This is a genomic window from Telmatocola sphagniphila, assembly GCF_018398935.1.
Classification (GTDB): domain Bacteria; phylum Planctomycetota; class Planctomycetia; order Gemmatales; family Gemmataceae; genus Telmatocola; species Telmatocola sphagniphila.
In genome coordinates, this window is record NZ_CP074694.1 from 5,596,464 (window position 1) to 5,617,206 (window position 20,743).

The following is a 20,743-nucleotide window of genomic DNA, read 5'->3' on the forward strand; positions in this document are numbered from 1 at the left end:
ATGAAGTACTCCCCCGGCCGGGAACGGTCGGATCGATACTCGAAAATCCGCGACTACTTCCAACAGCCCAACGGGGTGCAGTGGTGGAAGCGGACCTTGTGTGTAGTTGCGCTGCTGACGACCGTCTTCTGGATCGCCTGGGGGTTTGTAAAAGCCCGCGAAAGCAACAAACCCATTCTGGACGATTTTCGCTTCAGTCATGGGCCGCTAGCGAGTCCTCACACGACTCTTAACAGCGAATGCGGTGCCTGCCATAAAAAATTCGATTCCGTTGCGGAGTTCACCTCGCTCAGTGCCATCGATATTCACAAGCGCTGGCACAGCTTCGACTGTTCCAGTTGCCATGCAGGGCCCGCCGAGCAGAAAACTTATTACGCACCGCATCTCGAATCGTTTGTCGGAAAGAACAATTCCGGCGAGCAATGTTCTGACTGTCATCGCGACCATTCCGGAGCGGACGCGTCGCTGGTTAAGATTCCCGACGGCAACTGTCTAAACTGTCACCGCGATCTCGGATCGATGGCCGAGTTCGTGAAGCACTCGACGCCGAATATTGCGAAACTGGCCGAGCATCCCAATTTTCGAATCCTTAAAGAACGCAATAGCCACACTGCGAACAATTACGATCGCGGTCTGAAGTTCAGCCATGCACAGCATCTGACGCCCGGTATGCCGATCTCCGCCACTCAGACCGGTCTTTTCACACTCGAAAAATTGAAGCCCAGCGATCGCGAGCGGTATGCCACGGCCGATCAGCTTAAACTCTTGCAATCTGCAGATTCCAAAGTTCTGCAACAGGCCGTGCAATTGCAATGTGTTTCCTGCCACACCAGCGAACCGGCTCCCGGCCAGTTAAAAACCGATGGGGCGTACATGCAGCCGGTGAAGTTCGAGGAGCGCTGCCAGGCGTGCCACGCGCTCAATACCGGACCCATTCAAAGCCGCGATTTTCCCACGCTCAAGCTTCCGGCAATTCAGTTGCCGCATCGCTTGCAACGAAACGATCTGGCGTCTTACCTGCGGGCGAAAATCGCGGATGTCATTTTGCACGATTCCACGTCGAATCCGAAACCGCCGATTAATGATCGGCTCGATCCCCGGCAGAAAGAGGTCGTGCAAACTTTTGAAGAACAGGTGCGAAAAATCCAAACTACCCTGGAGCGGATGATTTTTGACAGCGGCGAACACTGCGCCAAATGCCACACCTTCCAGCCGGCCAACAGTGAACCCCGGGCGATCGCTCCGGTAAATATTCCTGCAGTCTGGCTGCCCCAGGGCCGGTTCAACCACGCTTCGCACAAAACGATGAATTGTGTCCTGTGTCACGAGAACAAGCAGCCGCTGTTCGTCGATGGAAAAGTGGATGTGACCGAACGCGGGCCAGTAGGTATCGCCGACTTCGATAGTTGCCGGGTCTGTCATTCACCGAAACATTTCGATGAACAGCGAAAGCAAGAAGTGGGCGGCGTCCGGCACGACTGCGTTTACTGCCATCGCTACCATAACGGCGAACGCGGACTATCGGCGACCGAAACAGACCGGTGGAATAGGCTGATCCCAGAGACTTCAAAATCATCCGCGATTCTTCAAGGTCGGAGCGAAACACCGAAACCATGAAGATTTCTATCCTACCTCGACTGCATGAGATTCAGCATCACCACGGCTATCTGCCGGAGCAAGAGCTGCTTCATTTGGCCGGTGAACTGAATGTTCCATTGTATCGCATTCAGGAACTCATCAGCTTCTTCCCGCATTTCCGGCCCGAATGGCAGAAACCGCCCCAGGTGGAAGTGCAGATCTGCCGGGATATGAGTTGCCATTTGAAGGGCAGTTCCGACTGGATTCATTCGAAAGAAAAAGGACTGGCCGGGCTGGCCAAAGCCGGGGAAGTGGAGATCAAAGGGGTCTCCTGTCTGGGTCGGTGTGATCGGGCGGTGGCCTGTGTAGTTACCCGGCACGATCTTTCGCCTACTATCCACGAAGAGTTATTCGCCGGGCTGAGCCTTCCGGAATTTCGCGAAAAACTCACTCAGGTCATTCAGGGTAAGAATCCCGCACCCACTCCCGATGGCCCTTCGAAACCGGGCGAGCCGTTCCGAGTCGATTCATCAGCCTGGATGATCGATCTCTATGCACAAGGCAACCTTCCGCCTTACACGGTCGCGCGTAAATTCGTCGAAGAGTTTCGGAAGCCAATAGCTCCACCCCAAGCGGGATTATCTTCCAAAGAGACCACGGCTTATATCGAGAAAGTGCACCCCTGGCTCAAGGTTCTCGAAAAATCGGGTCTGATGGGAATGGGCGGCGCGGGTGTACCGGCCGCCAAAAAATGGACCGATGTCTGGCTGGAATCGCGGGCGGAAAAGTACATCGTGGCCAACGGCGATGAAAGCGAACCGGCTACCTTCAAGGATCGGGAATTGATTCTGCAGAAAGCCCATCTGCTGGTCGAAGGGATGCTGCTGGCCGGGCTAATGACCAATGCCACGGCCGGGATTATTTTCATTCGGCACGAATATCCGGAGCAGATTCAGGCGGCCCGATCGGCGATTGAACAGGCCCGTCAGGTCGGGATTTGCGGTAAGTCGATTCTGGGAACCGAACGGGATTACGATCTGGAAGTTTTCGTCAGCCCCGGCGGCTATATCTGCGGCGAGCAATCGGCGCTCATTGAGGCCATTGAAAACAAACGAGCTCAGCCTCGAAATCGACCGCCGGAACTGGGCACCAACGGCCTGTGGAACTGTCCCACCGTCGTCAACAATATCGAAACACTTTCCTGGACGCCGGCCATTCTGCACAATGGGGCGGACTGGTACATCAATCAAAATCGAGCCCCGTACAAAGGACGGCGATTTTTCTCGATCAGCGGCGATGTGCATAAACCCGGAGTATTCGAAGTCCCCATCGGCCTGACGCTGGGCGAATTGATCGATCTGGCGGGGGGTGTCCAAGGCGGCGAACTTGGGGCCGTGGCTACTTCGGGTCCTTCGGGGGGATTTCTTCCTGCGAGCTTCCGGATCGCCCCGAACGAAGCTCAGCCGAACCCCGAGCCGGTGAGCCTTCGGAGTTTGCCGCTCGATCTGACAGTCTTTCGCAATAAAGGCCGCGAATTGAAAATCGGTTACGATTTGATGCTGGGGGCCGGACTGGTCGTCTATAACAATACCCGCGATATGCTGCAGGCCGCCCGCAATGCCGCGCAGTTTTTCCGCAACGAATCCTGTGGCAAATGCGTTCCCTGTCGGATCGGTTCGCAAAAGATGGTCGAACTGGGCACCGGCCTTCTGGCTGAGCGGGAGGACCGCAAGCCCCAGGATATGCCCGATGAAGATTGCACCGCCCCGGCGACTAGCCCGGGCGATATTGCCCGGACCGTTAAAGACATGAAGCGCGCTTTGGAGCTGACCTCGATCTGCGGATTGGGAACCTCGGTCAGTAATCCGATCGCCTCTTATTTGCAATTTTTCGCTCCCAAGCCCGAGGGCGAAAGAAAATCGCGCTGAGAATTTCCCGGCCCGACCGAAGGAATAGCCTGCGATGGAAGAAGAATATTATCTCGGTGGCAGTCTTCGCGATGAGGAGTCGCTGTTTTCGCGCGGCGAAGATGGCCGGCTGATTCGCCGGGAGGAGGCACGCCGGGATCAGTTCGAAAAAGAATGTTCCATTTTCATCGACGGCCACGAAGTCAAAATCACCGAGGCCGTGCCGGTTACGGATCGCTTGGGCAATATCCTCTACGACGGTGAAGGAGAACCGATCCCCCGTCTAACCACGATTTACGATGCCGCGCAAAAACTGGTGAAAGATGGGATCTGGGCCAAAGAGGAACTTCAAAAGCGCATCCCGTTGCTGTGCCATCAATCGCACCTGACACCCATCGCGGTTTGCCGCATGTGCTCCGTTCACATCTGCAAAATTTCGACCGATAATCAAGGCGTACCCAAAAAGGATGCCGAAGGCAAAGAGGTCAAAAAGTCGGAACGCAAACTCTACGCGGCCTGCCATCACCCGGCCATTCCCAACCAAAATACGATCATGCGGGTGACGACCCGCGTGGGTCCCGAACAGCCCAACGACGAGGAAAAACGGGCTTCCGAAAGCGTCCGAAATTCGACCAGTCTACTCGCGGAACTTTTGGCCGCCGATCATCTACCGGCCAGTAGCGCTAATGAGGATCGCTTCTACAACGAATTGCGCGAGGTGCACAAAAACACCCGGCCGGAACCCGTTCCAGAAGGGGCGACTGTTCCGAGACCGCGCTTCCTCAGTAATCCCGGGATCGAGCAGTCGAAAAATCTCGGACGCAATGCTGTCCTGCACCCCAAATCTCGTCCCTTGAAATCGGATCACGGCGAACTGCCGTATGCCTCTAAAGCCCTGAGTCTGATTCAAGTCGATCACGACCGCTGTATCCTTTGCGACCGCTGCGTGCGTTCCTGTACCGATGTTCGAGAATTCAAGATCATCGGTCATACCGGGAAAGGGTATCGAACCCGCATCAGTTTCGATCTCGATGAGGTCATGAACGAATCGGGTTGCGTGCAATGCGGCGAGTGCATGACTTCCTGCCCGACGGGAGCGCTGATGCTCAATCGCCGGGCTGCCCCCGACTGGAAAGAGCCGGGACTGGGAAAAATTGATATCGACCCGGCCAAGCCGTTACCTCCCGCAACTCCTCAAGGTCGCTTTCCCAGTGCCCAGGAGATGCGAACGCTCTCCGTACCCTATGTGGAGAAGCAATTAACCGGAAGCGAAGCCGAGAAACTCCGTTATTTCCAGCCATTTAAAGGCATCCCTTTCGCCTATCTGCGTTGGAACGAAGGGGCGGTGGTCGAACGGGAATTCGATCGCGAAACCACTCTCTGCGTGCAAAACGAATATGGCTCCACGGCTTTCATCCTGCTCGCGGGCGAGTTTGAGGTGAAAATTGCCCTTCCGAATGGCGAGAAGAAGTTCCCCGTGAAAGCGGGCGAATCGCTGATTCTGGGCGAATTGGCCTGTCTTTCCAATCGGCCTCGCGCCGCCTCCATCGTGGCCAAAGTCCAGAATGGTGTACGGCCGCGTGTTCTCGAAGTACGCCGGAATATGCTGTCGATGCTGTTGCGCAATCAATCCGACCGGCAGGTACTGGCTAAAGTCTACCGACAGCATGCCATCAGCGATACCTTGCGGAACAATTCCCTTTTCCGGGAACTTTCCGAAGCAGATCGCCGGGAGGCCGAAAGTCTGTTTTTGAATTCCAAGGCCGTGTTGATGCGGCGACAACCGGGGGAATGTCTGGTCGCGCAGGGAGCCCCGGCCAGCTATCTCTATCTGATCCGGTTTGGTTTTGTCAAAGTCACCAAGCGCGATTTCGAGCGCGAAGAAACCATAGCCGTTCTGCGCGAAAACGATTACTTCGGCGAAATCGCTCTGATTTCCGAGCATCCGCTACTGCGGGACGAAATTAAAAAATATGGCATCGAAGTCGATCGGCGTACGGCGTCCTGCTTCGCTCTGGACGATGTCGAAGTCCTGCGCGTTCCCCGGGATGCCTTTGAAAGCTATTGCAAAATCAACCAGAACTTTGCCGAACGGCTGGCGAAGAAATCGCTCGAGCGGGTTCGACCGACACCGGCCCGCGATCGCAAAGCGATAGAACTGCTGGACAGTTACGTCGATCAGGGTCTCTATCAGGCCCAGAACATCCTCGTGCTCGATCTGGAGCGCTGTACTCGCTGCGATGAATGTACGAAGGCCTGCTCCGATGCCCACGGTCCGGGTGCCAATGGTCTGAGCCATAGCCGTTTGCTTCGCGAAGGAGCTCGCTTCGGGAACTTCCTGGTGGCGACCGCCTGCCGATCCTGTCACATGCCGTACTGCATGAATGACTGCCCGGTGGATGCCATTCATCGTGGTAAGGAAAGTCTCGAAATTCGAATCGAAAATCATTGCATCGGTTGCGGCTTATGCGAACGCAACTGCCCTTACGGTTCGATTCAAATGGTTCCCAATCCGGATGTGAAAGCGAAAGCTCTTCCGGGAGCTACCGGCCTCATTGCCCAGCCGTCTCGCAAGGCCTTGAACTGCGATCTCTGCCAGGGCTTGATCGATCGCGGAGAAGATACCTTCTGTGTACACGCCTGCCCGCACGAAGCGGCCTTCCGCTTCACCGATTCCCGGGCGACACAGTCGGGTGGCCGGGAAGAACGAGCCGGGGAGAAGCTAATGCGTCTGGTCACAGAAAAAACGCGGCGATAGATGAACCGATTTTGCCGTTTATTGCGCTCGATCCGCTAGTCGCGAAAAGAAGCGAAACGGATTTTGAGAATCCCCAACGATTAGAATTTGACAGTTTTCGCTGGAACCGGAACAATCCGTTAAAGCGAATATTTAAAACCTCCTACCCTCCCGGGAAGACTCTTGGTACGCAAGCTGTCGAGTCTGGGCATTCCCTTGCTTCTACTGGTTTTGGGAGCTGTGCTGAGCTTTCGTTCCGATGAGGTCGATGGTGGCGAACCACCGTCCGCCTCCTCAGCCAACTCCCACTTCTCGATTTTGGGATCCTCCTCCTGTGCCAGTTCCGGTTGTCACGGCGGCGGTAAGCCTCGAAACCTGGGGAGTGAATGGAATACCTGGATCGATAGCGACCCTCACGCGAAGGCCTATCGCATTCTGTTCAATGAAACCTCGGTACGCATGGCTCGCAATCTCAACTTGCGGGATTCCCAGAACCGAATTGTTCCCGCTCATGAAAATATGACCTGTCTGAAATGTCATTCGCCCCAGGCGACCGAGTCCTCGGCTCATGCGGACGGCGTCGGCTGCGAAAGTTGCCACGGCCCCGCCGGGAAATATGGCACCGTGCACTATCTCGACTTCTGGAAAAATCTGACCGTCGAGGAAAAGGCCAAACAGTACGGTCTACTCGCGACCAAGAATATCGATTTCCGCATTCAGCAGTGTGCGACCTGCCACGTCGGCAACGCCGAGCAGGATGTCGATCATAATCTGATTGCCGCCGGGCATCCGAGACTGCTATTTGAATATAGCAGCTTCCAGCATTCACCGAACTACACCCCGCACTGGAAAGAAAAAACCAGCAATTTCGAAATCCGATCTTGGATACTCGGCCAGATCGCAATTGCAAAAGCGACTCTTGAACTCACTGAGGCGAGGGCACTCAAGAAAACGAATTGGCCGGAGTTCGGCGAGTTCAACTGCCAATCCTGCCATCACAAGATAGATGATGCAAATTTTGCTTCTATTTCCAAATCGACGGGAATGTCGCCCTGGAATGACTGGGCATTCGCTATGCTCCCGGTGATCGGTACAGCTTTGAGTACCAAATCGGAACAATTGCCGGAATTGAAATCGCTCGAACAATTGCGGAAGACGATGAATGAAAAACCGACCGATACCCAGACGATTCTGGCACTTACCCCACAGGCACTTCAGGAATTGGAGTGTTGGTCCCGAATCCTGACAGCCGCCAACTCGGTTCGCCTTGAGAATCTACCCGCTCTCAAATCTGCAATCGCAGCGGACATTTTGAATGCCGATTCACGGACTTTGCGCTCACCCGATTGGGAGAGCCGGATGCAACACTTCCTGGCTCTGGCTCAGTTGCAATACGCTTCAGGGCAAAAGCTCAGTCCCGAGTTGAACGCAGTATTCGAGAAAATTCGTAACCAGTTGAAGTATCAGACGGGAACCAACGCTCCCCGTTCCGTGCCCGTCGAAGAGCAGACACAAGCCTGGAACGCGCTCCAAAATACCCTGACCCCGAAACCATGATTCCGCTGAAGATTCGACTAATCTTGGTGCTGATCTTGTTTGTGCTAAGCGCGATTTGGCTTGGTCCGCCGAGTTCGGCCGTGCACGCTCAGCAGAATCCACCCTTGCTGACGAAGCTGGATGAATTCGGGGCCATCAACTGCGTTGGCTGTCACGGCAGCAAGGACGGCCCGAGCTTCAAAGCCTATTCCGAAGGGCCTCTCAAAAGTGGCAAGTTCATTTTTTTGAACGAATACGAAATTTGGGATAAGCACGATTACCATTCGAAGGCCTTCCTGAACATCGATCCAAAAACGAGTCCGCTTGCCAAAAAGATGCAGGACACTCTCAAATACAACCCGACGGAAGACAAGCGCTGCCTGGCCTGCCACGCCACAGCCCGAGTGAAAGATGCCGCGATCAAAGAGCTTCCGAACATCAAAATGACCGGATCAGATTCCTGGTTCAGCACCACTTCGGGAGTCAGTTGCGAGAGTTGTCACGGGCACGCGAAAAGTTGGTTCGGCGAACACTTCCTGGAGGGCTGGCGCAAAACGGCCGTGAACGAGAAAGCCGATAAAGGTTTAAACGATCTCCGCGACCCTGAAATTCGAACGAAAAAATGCCTTTCCTGCCATGTCGGTAATCAGCAGGAAGGGAAGTTCGTCACGCACGAGATGTTTGCGGCCGGGCATCCGCCCCTGCCCGCATTTGAAGTGGCCACTTTCCTGGCATCTCAGCCGCGACACTATTACACGGCTCGGGAAAATCAGGGTTTGCGGAACCTAGAGAAAGATCCTCAATTCAAAACCTGGGAAATTTTCCATTACCGCTCGGGCGAGTTGGCCGAAGCTCGCAATGTGGCGATTGGCTCCGTGGTGACGTTCCAGGAAACGATTAAACTCTTCCTCGACGATCCCAAGAAGAATAACTCGCTCGATTTCTCCAATATGAATTGTTATGCCTGCCACCACGAATTGAAGATCCCTAGCGATCGGCAGGCCGCTGGATTCCCGGGAGTACCGGGCCGACCTTTGATCCGCCCGACTTCGGTCGAACTGTTCGAGGCCGTGGCTTCTTGCGTCGATCCCGAAGGGTATCCGGTTTTCCAGCAGAAACTGGACACCGCGTTGAAAGAGTTTCAGAAAGGTTTCGATAACGCTCCGTTTGGCGATCCAAAGGTTTTTAAATCTGCTGATGTCATGCTGAGTGGTCTTAGCACGGAAGTTCTAGAGAAAGTCAAAGCAACGAAATTCGATACATCGAAAAGTGAAGAGTTGTTCCGAAAATTGCTCGATCGGGTCGACGAGCGCGCCAATAAATCGAAAGTCTATCTCGATCACGATACGGCCCGTCAGCTGATCTGGGCTCTGGAAGTCGTGCGTAAGGATTTGAAAGAGAGTGGTCTGGTGAAATATTCCGTGACCGATGATAAAGTGCAGGCGATCTTCGGTAAAGTCTTCTCGCTGAATATTCGGGACCTCAACTCGACGGATTCGAATAAGGCCCCGTTGGCGGAGATGGTGAAACCTCGCATGAGCGCCATCGAGAACTTTCCCTTAAACGAATTCCGCGAAGCGTTCAGCGTTTATCAGAAGCTGTTTCCGTAATTTCGGGCAGGTCGATTTTCTTCGCCGTTTTGCGGGCAACCAGATTCCGGACATAGTCCAGTTCGTGGATGGTCGTACCAACCGCCAACCGGGCTTCCCGCACCAGGACCACACTTCCAAAAAGCAAAAGCGAGCCTCCGGCCAGAGCCAGAATTACCGGTATCGAACCGAAGGTCGGCGGCAGAAATGAACTCAAGCCGATGGCAATACTGGTAGCCACCAGCAAGCCGATCGCCCCGTAAAGAATCGTCAACGCCGATTGCAACAGGTAGATCCGCTTGGAGAGCTGCGAGAGCTGTTCGTAGACCAGCAGTTTCTTTTCCTCGGAAGGTGCGGGCAGGTTCTCCGGCAGTACATCCGTGAATTTTTCGACCTCATCCACCAGAACGCGAATGCGATCCACGACGCGGCCGAGGCGATTGCTGGTGGAGAGCAAGAGGGTCCCCGAGGCCGAGATTAACACGGCCGGGGTAATCATGGCTCCGAGAATTTGCTGACTGGCCTGAACGTCAATCATGAGAAGAATCCCTTCCTAGCTCACGATAGCGTCTTCCCCTCGAAAGAGAACTCCCACGCGGTTAATTATAGAGGTCAGTCATTTCTTTTTGGAACAGTCCGGATAACTTCCCGGGGATAGCGTAATTGAGCAAGATTATGGGGTTAATCGAAATGGCTGGGCGAAGCGGGATTTATCGGATCGGGGCCGTGAACGTCGTCTGCTTCTTGCTGTTTTCCATCGCTTCGAGAATCTTCGCTCGAATTTCCACGAACGCATAAGCACACGCCGGATCGAACTGCTTGCCGGCCTCGGCTTTGACGATTGCCATGGCCTCTTCTGGCGGTTTGCCCCGCTTGTTCTCGTGATAAGCGCGGTTGCTGGTCATCGCGTCGAACGCATCGGCCACGGCTACGATTCGAGCCAAAAGCGGAATCTCTTCCTGCTTCAGCCCTTCCGGATAGCCGCGGCCATCCCAGCGTTCGTGATGCGATTTGACGATGGGAATAATCGGATGCAGATCGGGCATGGTACGGATGATGTCGGCCCCCTTAGTAGTGTGGGTCTTCATCTCATCCATTTCATGCGGCTCGAGCTTACCCGGCTTCAGCAGAATCTCATCCCGAATGCCGATCTTACCGACATCGTGCAGCGGTCCGCCGAGCGAAATCAATTCCAGATCCGAGGAGGACAATCCGAGTTGTTCACCGAGGAGAAGCGAATAGGTGGTCACCCGAGCCGTGTGGCCGCCGGTGTAATTGTCGCGCAGTTCGATGAACTGAGCCAGCGTGCTGATGGTATTCAGGAAGACATCACGCTGCTTTTTCAGCAGGTGGGCGCACTCGATACCGGAAGAGACATTGGCTGCCAAGGCATCGGCCAGATGCAAATCGCCTTCGGTAAACGGCTTGCTGAAGTAGCCGCGATCCAGATGCAGAACGCCCAGTCGACGGCGCGGTGTGCGAAGCAGTACGCAGAGGACGCTGGCCATGGAACCTTCGGAAATACTCTGCGTCCCCTTCAGTTCCGAATCGTCCTCGACGCTGCAGCAGAGAATGGACTCACCGCGATCGTAGCAGCGGTGCGACAATTTCTTGCTGAAGAAGAACCGGCTGTTGACTTCATTGCGGGTGCCGTTCGATACCGCTCGCAATTGCAGTACGTTGTTCGAATCGGCTAGTACAATGGCGCCGCGCTGGGCTTCCAGAACCGAGACGGCGTCATCGAGAATCTGCCGGAGGAGATCGTCTTCTTTTTCGATGCTGACCAGGTGCTGGCCGGCGCGAAGCAGGGCCATCATCTGATCGCCGGGACGAGGCGAGCGATTACGGTCATAGACCATTCGCTGCACGCCTTCTTCCCAGGAGGAACTGGTGGCCGCTTCGACGTGAATTTGTTCGTCGAGGGCCGGCACGATCGAGCTGAGTTTGCTTTCGGGGCCTTTTTCGTTCAGTTCAACGATCATGGCCACTTTGCCGAACTGAACGATATCGCGAGAATGGAGTTGGCGTTCGCCGGCACCCAATTTCACGCCGTTGACGTAGGTGCCGTTGGTGCTATTAAGATCGCGGACAAACCAGCCGTTGTTATTGTAGCGAACTTCGCCGTGACGCCGGCTGACAGAACTGTCGTCTAAAACGATTTCCAGGGTGCTCAAGCGGCCCGCGCGAAGGATCTGATCCGATTCCCAGACTTTGCCTTTTACTTCCCCACTTATCCCGCGCAGCCTTAGTCGAGTCCCCAATTTTGAGAGAGAACCTATTAAATTCTTGTTTAAGCTGATAGCCGAACGAGTCGACATGTTACCCTCTAGAGCCCGGAAATAGGCCTCTTTTTTCAGCAGCCAATCCCTCGGACTACCGACCCGGTTATAGGTTCAACCGTCATCAGTCAGTTACGAACAGTTCCAGTCTAGCTTACATTTTTCTACTTGCAAAACGCTAATCGGAACATTTCGCGGACGCTGAGGAGGAGCCAGCCTTTGAGCATTTAAGGATTCCTTCATTTAGTCGGCTTATTAACTCTTTTATAAATGGTTTTCCGCCAAAAAACTGTCCTGCAATTGCCGATTTTCAATTCGGCGCGAAATCGTAAATCATTCGTATGCTGGTATTTCTTCTGTTTGTCGTCGCCTTTCTCTATTCCAGTGTCGGTCACGCCGGCTCCTCGGGGTACATCGCTGTCATGAACTTATTGGGGGTCTCGACGGCCATTATCAAACCCTCCTCACTCAGTTTGAATATCCTGGTGGCGACGATTGGCCTCGTTCAGTTCGGCCGCTCCCGATTCATCCCCTGGAAGCTGGTCCTGCCGTTGATTGCCCTCTCGATTCCCGCCGCGTTTCTGGGAGGGAAACTTTCTGGCCAGCTGCCCGACCAGTACTTCAAACCGCTTTTGGGCGGCGTACTACTCTTCGCCGCCTGGCGTTTAGTCGCCAAACCGTTGCCGGCTCCGCCCACCGGAACCGATGCGAAAGGACCCCAAATCTGGAAAATATTCCTGGTGGGGGCTCTGTTGGGCTTCTTTTCGGGGGTGACTTCCACCGGTGGTGGAATTTTTCTCAGCCCGCTCGTCCTTTTTTTCGGCTGGGCCGACATCAAGCATACGGCCGGTCTTTCGGTGACTTTCATCCTGGCCAATTCAATCTCCGGATTGATCGGTCAGGTGCAGGGGGGGGCCGAGTTACCCGAAAATCTGTGGATCTGGTTATTGGCTGTGGGTATGGGAGGATTGCTCGGTTCTCAGATGGGCAGCCGCAAGTGGGGAGGGCCGACTTTGAAAAAACTTCTGGCTTTAGTACTGGTTATTGCTGCCGCTAAACTGATCGCCGTATTATTCTAATAGAAGCAAGCCCAGTCAAAAAAGGAACGAGGGGATATGCCTAAGGCCAGAAACGTGCTCGGAACCGAACTTCAACTTTGCAGTGAAAAGCCGCTGACGGGGTTCACTCGCAACGGCTGCTGCGACAATATACCGGGGGATAATGGTCTGCATATCGTCTGTGTGAAAGTGACCAGCGATTTTCTCGCTTTCAGCAAGAAGCGCGGCAACGATCTTTCCACGCCGGTACCGGAGTATATGTTCCCCGGTTTGAAGCCGGGGGATCGCTGGTGTCTATGCGCTTCCCGCTGGCGGGAAGCGTACGACGCGGGAGTCGCTCCGGAGGTGGTTCTCGAAGCCACGCACGTTTCGATGCTCGAATTCGCTTCTTTGGAAGAGCTGAAACAGGTCGCCGGTTAGCGTCGTGTCTCTCGACCCGTTCCACGAACTCCGTATCCTATTCCTTCCAAATTGATGTTGAGATTGGAGATAGGCAATGGCAGGCCATAGTCACTCGGCGAATATTGCCGTCCGCAAAGGCAAACAGGATGCCCAGCGAGCGAAACTGTTCAGCAAGTTGAGCCGCTATATCATCATCGCAGCCCGGGCCGGCGGCGGCGATCCGGATACCAATCTGAAACTGCGCTACGCCATCGACAAGGCCCGTTCGGTCTCCATGCCCCGCGACAACATCGAACGCGCCATTAAGCGCGGCACCGGCGAAGCGGGCAGCGATATCATGGAGGAGCTCAACTACGAAGGGTACGGCCCCGGTGGTGTGGCAATTTTCTGCGACATCCTGACCGACAATCGCAACCGTTCCAGCGGCGAAGTGCGCAAGATCTTCGAAAAAGGGGGCGGGAACATGGGAGCCCCCGGCTGCGTCGGTTACCTCTTCGAACGCAAGGGCATTTTCGTCGTCGATGGGCGAACGATCGATGAAGACGGTCTGATGAGCCTCATTCTGGATGCCGGGGCGGACGACTTGACCCGGTTAGGTGACACCTTTGAAATCACCTGCGATGTGACCATCTTCATGGCCGTTTCCGCGGCTTTGGCCAAGGCGAACCTGACTCCCATTTCCGCCGATGTGGCCATGCTCCCCAAAACGCAGGTCGAAGTCGATCTTGAGACGGGTAAGAAGCTGGTGAAATTGCTCGATGCCCTGGACGATCACGAGGATGTTCAGAACGTCTATAGCAATGCCAAGCTGACGGCGGAGATGAGCGAGTAAGGCTCATTCGAACCGAAGCGTGATGCCGTTGATCAGCAGCAGGTACCAAACGACTTTACAGACAATGTGCAGCAATTGGTCGATATGAATGTTCGTCCAGCCTTCGCACTTTAGATAGTCCAGAATCCAGTGGCAGACCGTTTCGAGGATTCCCAGCCCGGCGGATTGGGTGATCCAGCCGACAAATCCGCCGTGGATCAGGGCGTGAGCGGTCAACCAGTAGTACCAGGGAACCACTTTTTGCAGGTCGCTGGAACTGCGGCGACATTTTTCGATGGCCATGGGTCCATTCTGAAGGGGATAGTCGGCCAGGGCGTGCCCGACAATCAGAAAGAACAGCATAAACCCGGCCCCTTCCCGTTGATTGAAAGATGTTGGGCATTGTATCCAAGGAGACCGCCGCCCGGGTAGCGGATTCCGACTTCTTTTCGACTAACTGCTTGACTCATTCCGATCAGTCGTTTCTAGTGGTATTTCAATCTTTTGCTGTAAGGGTGAGCACGCTCATGTCCTCCGAACCACGATATTCCGACAACTTCGCCGAATGGTTGGAGACCGATGGTCTGGGCGGATTTGCTTCCGGAACCGTTAACGGTATTCGCACCCGCCGCTATCACGCACTGTTGTTGACGGCTCTCACTCCGCCGACTGACCGCGTGGTCCTCGTCAACGGTTTCGAAGCCTGGGTGGAAACGCCCGGCGGGAGCTATCCGATAAGCTCCCAGCTGTACGGTCCGGAAATTGTTCATCCGACCGGGCGAAACCGGATACACTCTTTCGAGTCGGAGCCCTGGCCGCGCTGGGTCTATTTGTTGGAAGACGGCACCCAGATCGAGCAGGAAATTTTTGTCGTCCGGGGATCGGCGACGACCGTTCTGCGCTGGCGACTGCTGGAAGGTTCGAAAGCCACCTTGTTCTTCCGGCCCTTGATCTCCGGTCGCGATTTTCACAACCTGCATCGTGAAAACCCCAACTTCAATTTCGAGGCACTGACCGAAACGGCGCGGGTGAGCTGGCAACCTTACGAATCTCTGCCACGCATCTTTGCCTTGCACAATGGCGAATACGAACATCATCCCGACTGGTTCCGCAACTTCGTTTATGTGGCGGAGCGCGACCGGGGACTCGATAGTCAGGAGGATCTTGGCTCGCCGGGCACACTTCGCTGGGATATTTCCAAAAAATCGGCGAATTTGATTCTGACAACCGATTCTAAAGTGTCCCTGACCAAGGCCGTGTCGCTCCGGACTCGCGAAACCAAATACCGCACGGCTTTCGAATCCCCCTTGCATCGCTCGGCAGATCAGTTTCTGGTAAAGCGCGGCGAAGGTCAGACGATTATCGCCGGTTATCCCTGGTTCACCGATTGGGGCCGGGATACTTTTATTTCGATTCGCGGCTTAGGCCTGGCGACCGGACGTTTTCAGGAAACCAAACAGATCCTGCTCGACTGGGCCGGGTTAATTTCCCAAGGAATGTTGCCCAACCGCTTCCTCGATCAACCGAATCAGGAGCCGGAATACAATTCGGTCGATGCCTCCCTCTGGTACATCGTGGCGGTCGATGAGTTGCGGACGTCATGCAAAAAGAATTCGATTACCATTCCCAAGAAGGAACAGCAGAAATTCGAGGAGGCCATCCAGGCCATACTGACCGGTTACTCAAAGGGCACGCGATTCAATATCCGCGCCGATGACGACGGCCTGCTGGCGGCGGGTCAACCGGGCGCGCAACTAACCTGGATGGACGCCAAGGTCGGCGACTGGGTCATCACTCCGCGCATCGGCAAGCCGGTCGAAGTGCAGGCGCTCTGGTTGAATGCACTGAAGATTGGTAGCAAGGAAGACAAGCAGTGGAAGGCGATGTTGAAAGTGGGCCAGACGTCATTTCGTGAGAGATTCTGGAATGAGGAACTGGGCTATCTCTACGATGTCGTCGATGTGGATCACGAAAAAGGGAAAGTCGATAGTTCTCTGCGACCCAACCAGATTTTCGCCGTCGGCGGCCTGCCGCTGATTCTTCTCGATAAGAAGGAAGCCGCCAAAGTGGTGCAGGCCGTGGAGGCTGACTTGTGGACGCCCGTGGGTTTGCGAACGCTGTCGCCACACGACACTCATTATCGCGGCCACTATCGCGGTGGAGTGGCCGAGCGCGATGGGGCTTATCATCAGGGAACTGTCTGGCCCTGGCTGATGGGTGCCTTCGTGGAAGCCTGGTTGCGTGTCGGCGGCAAAAAGAAAGAGATCGATAAACGATTCCTGCAGCCGTTGAAAGATCTCACGCACTGCTACGGGCTGGGACATCTTGCGGAAATCGCCGATGGCGATCCGCCCCATAAACTTAACGGCTGTCCCTTTCAGGCCTGGTCGCTCGGCGAATTGTTACGGATCGGAAAGTAGGTCGGCGTGAGCATCGAAAAAGAACGCTTGGAAGAAGATCGACTCGGCAAAAAAGACTGGCGGTTCTTCGGCCCTTACCTGAGCGATCGCCAATGGGGAACGGTTCGCGAAGACTACAGTCCGCACGGCACCGCCTGGGATTACTTCCCGCACGATCATGCTCGCAGCCGCGCCTATCGCTGGGGCGAAGATGGCCTCGCCGGGTTCTCCGACGCCAAGGCCCGGCTGTGTCTTTCACTCGCCGTGTGGAATGAAAACGACCCGATTCTCAAAGAACGGCTGTTCGGACTGACGAACGAAGAGGGCAACCACGGCGAAGATGTCAAAGAGCTTTACTACTTTCTGGATGCTTCGCCGACGCACTCCTATCTGAAGATGCTCTACAAGTATCCGCAGAAGGCGTACCCGTACGATCACATCGTTGCCGAGAATAAGAAGCGCACCCAGAAGCAGCCGGAGTACGAGGTTTACGACACCGGTTGCTTTGCGGAGAATCGCTACTTCGATGTTTTCGTCGAATATGCCAAGCAGGATACGAACGATATTTTGATGCGGGTGACCGTTTGTAACCGCGGGCCGGAAACGGCGAAAATCCATGTCCTGCCCCAACTCTGGTTTAGAAATACCTGGTCCTGGTTTTTGAATGCACTCAAGCCGACGGTTCGGGCCACCGGCCCGAATACCATTTCAGCCAACCACGTCGAACTGGGAAACTACTTCGGTTACTACGACGGCCAGCCGCAACTGCTCTTCTGCGAGAATGAAACCAATCCTCGTCGACTATTCGAGCTGGAACGATCTCCCGGATATTTCAAAGATGCCTTTCACGACTATCTGCTTCACGGGAGGAAAGACGCGGTAAATCCCAACCACGTCGGAACCAAAGTCGCCGCCCACTACTCGCTGTCGATTCCCCCAGGCGGGCAGGAAACGATCCGCCTTCGACTCGCGAACAAAGAACTCGGTAAGCCGTTCGATAAGTTCGAGGGCATTTTCGAAAAGAGAATTGCCGATACGAACGAGTTCTACGGGGAGATCCAGAAAGATTTAAGCAGCGAGGATGCCCGGCTGGTTCAAAGGCAGGCTTTCGCCGGCCTGATCTGGAGCAAGCAGTACTTCGGATACGACGTCACCCGCTGGTTGAACGGCGATCCGGCTCAATTGCCGCCCCCGCCGGAACGCAAGCTCGGTCGCAATCGGGACTGGACCCATCTGCGAAATTTCGACGTCATTTCCATGCCCGATAAATGGGAATATCCCTGGTACGCCGCCTGGGATCTGGCCTTTCACATGCTTCCTTTTGCGCTGCTCGATCCCGAGTTCGCCAAGCAACAGCTGTTGCTGTTCACTCTGGAACGGTACATGCACCCCAACGGGCAGCTGCCCGCCTACGAATGGGCATTTGGGGATGTGAATCCGCCGGTACATGCCTGGGCGGCGTGGCGAGTGTTCCAGATCGATCGCAAGAATCATGACGGCGCGGGGGATCTCGATTTTCTGGAGCGGATCTTCCACAAACTGATGCTGAATTTCACCTGGTGGGTGAATCGCAAGGATACCGAAGGGCGTAACGTTTTTCAGGGGGGCTTCCTCGGGCTGGATAACATCGGGGTGTTCGACCGCAGTGCACCGTTGCCCACCGGCGGGTTCATCAATCAATCGGACGGCACGGCCTGGATGGCCATGTACTGCCTGAACATGATGCGCATCGCTCTCGAACTGGCTTTGAATAATCCCGTCTACGAAGACATGGCCACGAAGTTCTTCGAGCATTTTCTGCAAATCGCCGATGCCATGACCAATCTGACCGGGCTGCGGAAAGATAGTCTCTGGGATGAGCAGGACGAATTTTATTACGACGAATTGAACCTGCCCGATAAGCGGATGATCAAGCTGCGGGTTCGCTCCATGGTCGGGCTGATCCCGTTGTTCGCCGTGGAAACGCTCGAGCCGGGCATGCGGCAGAAATTGCCGCGATTCAATCAGCGTTTGCACGAATTCTTCGAAGCCCGCCCCGATCTGGCGTTTCTCATCTCCCGGTGGAATGAGCCGGGTATCGGCGACCGCGGACTGCTCTCGCTTTTGCGCGGCCATCGACTGAAGCGGATTTTGAAACGCATGCTGGATGAAACCGAGTTTCTTTCCGACCACGGCATTCGAGCACTGAGCCGCTATCACAAAGATCATCCGTATACGTTTGAATGTCAGGGCACAGAACTGACCGTGCAGTATCAGCCGGCCGAGTCGGAATCTGGGCTTTTCGGTGGCAACTCCAATTGGCGCGGCCCGGTCTGGTTTCCCGTGAATTACCTGATCGTGGAATCGCTGCAAAAATTCCACCATTACTACGGCGAAGATTTTCGAGTCGAATGTCCGACCGGTTCGGGCAAATTTTTGAGTCTCGAAGAAATTGCCCAGGAGATTGGGGATCGCCTTACCCGGCTATTCTTGCGGGATTCTGAAGGCCGTCGGCCCGTGTTCGGCGATAATCCGCAGTTCAATTCCGATCCTCAGTTTTGCAATTATCCACTCTTTTACGAGTACTTCGATGGCGACACCGGACGTGGTGTTGGGGCCGCGCATCAGACGGGCTGGACGGCCTTGGTGGCCAAGCTCTTGCAGCCGCGCCGTCGGGATACCGAGGGAGCCGAAAACGAATTGCATCAGGTCGAGACACCGGAAAATAAACCCAAGGCGAAGGACAAATCGACCAAGGGATCGAAGGCGAAAAAGTCGACGCGCGGCAAATAAAGAAGGGACCGATCAACTGGCCGAGATGAGCACTTTGAGCAACTGTTCCAGACGAAACGGCTTGAAGATGACATGTCTCAAACCATCCTGGCGGGCCTTCACTATGGTGTGCGAGGAGTCGTAGCCGAACGAAGCCATCAGGGCGATCTGTGCGGAAGGCAGGGCATCCTTGACCGTTCGAAAAGCCGCATAGCCTCCCATGTCTGAATGGCGAATATCCATCAGCACGCCTTCGTAGCTGCCGTTGTGAGCCAGGGCGATCCCCTCGGTGGCCGTTGCGGCGGTTTCAACCTGACAGCCGAGCCGTTCCAGCATCATGTGGGCCGATTTGCGAATCCGCTCGTCGCTGTCGATCACCAGCACATGCATGCCGCGCAACCGTTTGCTGGATAAATTGGCTCGAGTGCCCGCGAAATTCTCGCCGACAATCTGGATCTTCTCTTTGATCGCCCGGGTGTCGGAGATAATTTTTCGCAGCGGCTCCAGCCATTCGGAATTCATCTCCTTGGCCTGATCCAGCAATTTACTGGCGATAGCCAGCAGTTCATCCGCCGGGAGCGCGATTTCGCGATTCACCGCTTCTATGGCCTGCGTTGCCGTACTGTTCTGCTGTGCGGAAAGAAGATTCAAAGTGTAAAGTGTCTGGGCCAGTTCACGGCTGAACAGTTCCGCGAATTGCAGATCTTCGGCACCGAAGGCGTTCACGCGCGGCGATTCGACGTTGAATGTGCCAATCACCTGATCCTGAAAAATAATCGGCACCGTCATCGAGGAGCGGGCGTTGGGTGAACCTTCGATGAAATAGGGATCGTTCGCGGTATCGAGACAGAGATAACTCATGCCAGTCGCCGCTACGTAACCGGTCACACCGTTGCCTTCGATCTTGGCATAGAGTTCCCGTTTCGCGGCCTCCGAGGTCATGCCTTCTTCCAGGAGCGGGTTCAATCGCCCAGTGGTGCGATCCAGAAGGCGAATCTCGATCACATCGTAGTGCAATAGGTTGTGAATATCCCGCCGCACGTTTTGCTTCAGGAGATCGACCCGGCACTCGACGTTCATTTCCGAGAGCTGATCGGGGTCCAGAATCGCCAGTTCCTGCCCGGCCCGGTGCAGAGCATCCAGTTTCTGTTGCCGCAGCACCTCGGCCGTGACATCATCGCACAGAGCCACCAGTTCGACGATCTTGTTGTCTTCGCGGACCGGCCAGATGGTGATATTCAGATAGTGCTTGCCCTGCAGCTGCACGCGAAATTGGATAGTGTCCCCGGCCAGGGCGGCTTCAAATGGAATCTGCTTTACAGGAATGGCTTCCAGTTCCCCCAGCGCTTCCATCAGGGGCTTACCTAGCGGAGAGCCGTTGCACCACTTCAGGAAGTGATCGTTGGTCCAGGTGATTTTCAGTCGCGTATCGAGTACGACGATTCCTTTAGCCAGCGCAGAAAGAATCTGATCGCCTCGTTGCAGAGGATCCGCAAAAATGACTTCGAAGGGAACCGGGTGATTGTCACTCGATTGATGCACAGGATGCTCACGCCAGATGACTACACTAAATTATAACCGGCTTGTGCGAAAATGCACGAACTGAAATACTGAAAGACCAACATCTTACCCCATACGAAAGTTACAGACCCATGACCGACCAGCGGGCCTCCAGAGTAGTGTATTTCCAGAAATA

General features: G+C 55.0%; 14 protein-coding genes. 10 read left to right on the forward strand and 4 right to left on the reverse strand.

Going from position 1 to position 20,743, the window contains the following annotated elements:
* The 5 genes from KIH39_RS22415 to KIH39_RS22435 all read left to right on the forward strand — a co-directional run bounded on the left by KIH39_RS22415 (position 1) and on the right by KIH39_RS22435 (position 9,368).
* Entirely contained in the window at positions 1-1,617 is a 1,617-nt protein-coding gene (locus KIH39_RS22415; RefSeq protein ID WP_213495591.1) for a cytochrome c3 family protein, read from the forward strand.
* Positions 1,614-3,506 carry an NAD(P)H-dependent oxidoreductase subunit E gene (locus tag KIH39_RS22420; protein WP_213495593.1) on the forward strand — a complete coding sequence of 631 codons (1,893 nt, stop codon included), beginning with the start codon at positions 1,614-1,616 and terminating at the stop codon, positions 3,504-3,506. Before KIH39_RS22415 ends, KIH39_RS22420 begins: the two co-directional genes overlap by 4 nt.
* A 34-nt stretch (positions 3,507-3,540) precedes the next feature.
* Positions 3,541-6,243 (forward strand): cyclic nucleotide-binding domain-containing protein, encoded by a 2,703-nt coding sequence (locus tag KIH39_RS22425; protein ID WP_213495595.1) that lies wholly within the window; start codon positions 3,541-3,543, stop codon positions 6,241-6,243.
* 162 nt (positions 6,244-6,405) lie between these two features.
* Positions 6,406-7,779, forward strand: coding sequence for a cytochrome c family protein (locus KIH39_RS22430; RefSeq protein ID WP_213495597.1), 1,374 nt, complete (start codon positions 6,406-6,408; stop codon positions 7,777-7,779).
* Positions 7,780-7,820: 41 nt separating this feature from the next.
* Positions 7,821-9,368, forward strand: coding sequence for a cytochrome c family protein (locus KIH39_RS22435; RefSeq protein WP_213495600.1), 1,548 nt, complete (start codon positions 7,821-7,823; stop codon positions 9,366-9,368).
* On the opposite strand, the gene KIH39_RS22440 is transcribed toward KIH39_RS22435, so the two are convergent.
* Entirely contained in the window at positions 9,340-9,885 is a 546-nt protein-coding gene (locus KIH39_RS22440; RefSeq protein WP_213495602.1) for a DUF2721 domain-containing protein, read from the reverse strand. The genes KIH39_RS22435 and KIH39_RS22440 overlap by 29 nt on opposite strands.
* Positions 9,886-10,057: 172 nt before the next feature.
* Positions 10,058-11,665 (reverse strand): HD domain-containing phosphohydrolase, encoded by a 1,608-nt coding sequence (locus KIH39_RS22445; RefSeq protein ID WP_246539386.1) that lies wholly within the window; start codon positions 11,663-11,665, stop codon positions 10,058-10,060.
* Positions 11,666-11,967: 302 nt separating this feature from the next.
* Between KIH39_RS22445 and KIH39_RS22450 the strand changes: the two genes are divergently transcribed.
* The 3 genes from KIH39_RS22450 (at position 11,968) to KIH39_RS22460 (ending at position 13,918) form a co-directional block, all read left to right on the forward strand.
* Positions 11,968-12,705, forward strand: a complete 738-nt coding sequence (locus KIH39_RS22450) for a sulfite exporter TauE/SafE family protein (protein ID WP_213495604.1) — start codon at positions 11,968-11,970, stop codon at positions 12,703-12,705.
* A gap of 36 nt (positions 12,706-12,741) precedes the next feature.
* The gene (locus tag KIH39_RS22455; protein ID WP_213495606.1) at positions 12,742-13,104 is read left to right on the forward strand and encodes a DUF2237 family protein; all 363 of its coding nucleotides are present in this window, start codon (positions 12,742-12,744) and stop codon (positions 13,102-13,104) included.
* 76 nt (positions 13,105-13,180) lie between these two features.
* Positions 13,181-13,918 carry a YebC/PmpR family DNA-binding transcriptional regulator gene (locus tag KIH39_RS22460; RefSeq protein ID WP_213495608.1) on the forward strand — a complete coding sequence of 246 codons (738 nt, stop codon included), beginning with the start codon at positions 13,181-13,183 and terminating at the stop codon, positions 13,916-13,918.
* A 3-nt stretch (positions 13,919-13,921) separates the two neighbouring features.
* Here KIH39_RS22460 and KIH39_RS22465 read toward each other — a convergent pair whose 3' ends face one another.
* Positions 13,922-14,260 (reverse strand): DUF3307 domain-containing protein, encoded by a 339-nt coding sequence (locus tag KIH39_RS22465; protein ID WP_213495610.1) that lies wholly within the window; start codon positions 14,258-14,260, stop codon positions 13,922-13,924.
* A gap of 164 nt (positions 14,261-14,424) precedes the next feature.
* Here KIH39_RS22465 and KIH39_RS22470 point away from each other — a divergent pair, with 164 nt between their 5' ends.
* Positions 14,425-16,317: an amylo-alpha-1,6-glucosidase gene (locus KIH39_RS22470; protein WP_213495612.1), complete on the forward strand. Its 1,893-nt coding sequence runs from the start codon at positions 14,425-14,427 to the stop codon at positions 16,315-16,317.
* A 6-nt stretch (positions 16,318-16,323) separates the two neighbouring features.
* Positions 16,324-19,068 (forward strand): MGH1-like glycoside hydrolase domain-containing protein, encoded by a 2,745-nt coding sequence (locus KIH39_RS22475; RefSeq protein WP_246539388.1) that lies wholly within the window; start codon positions 16,324-16,326, stop codon positions 19,066-19,068.
* Positions 19,069-19,080: 12 nt separating this feature from the next.
* Here the strand turns inward: KIH39_RS22475 and KIH39_RS22480 are convergent, their stop codons facing one another.
* Complete coding sequence (locus tag KIH39_RS22480; protein ID WP_213495614.1) at positions 19,081-20,589, reverse strand: response regulator; 1,509 nt, start codon at positions 20,587-20,589, stop codon at positions 19,081-19,083.
* Positions 20,590-20,743: the final 154 nt, after the last annotated feature.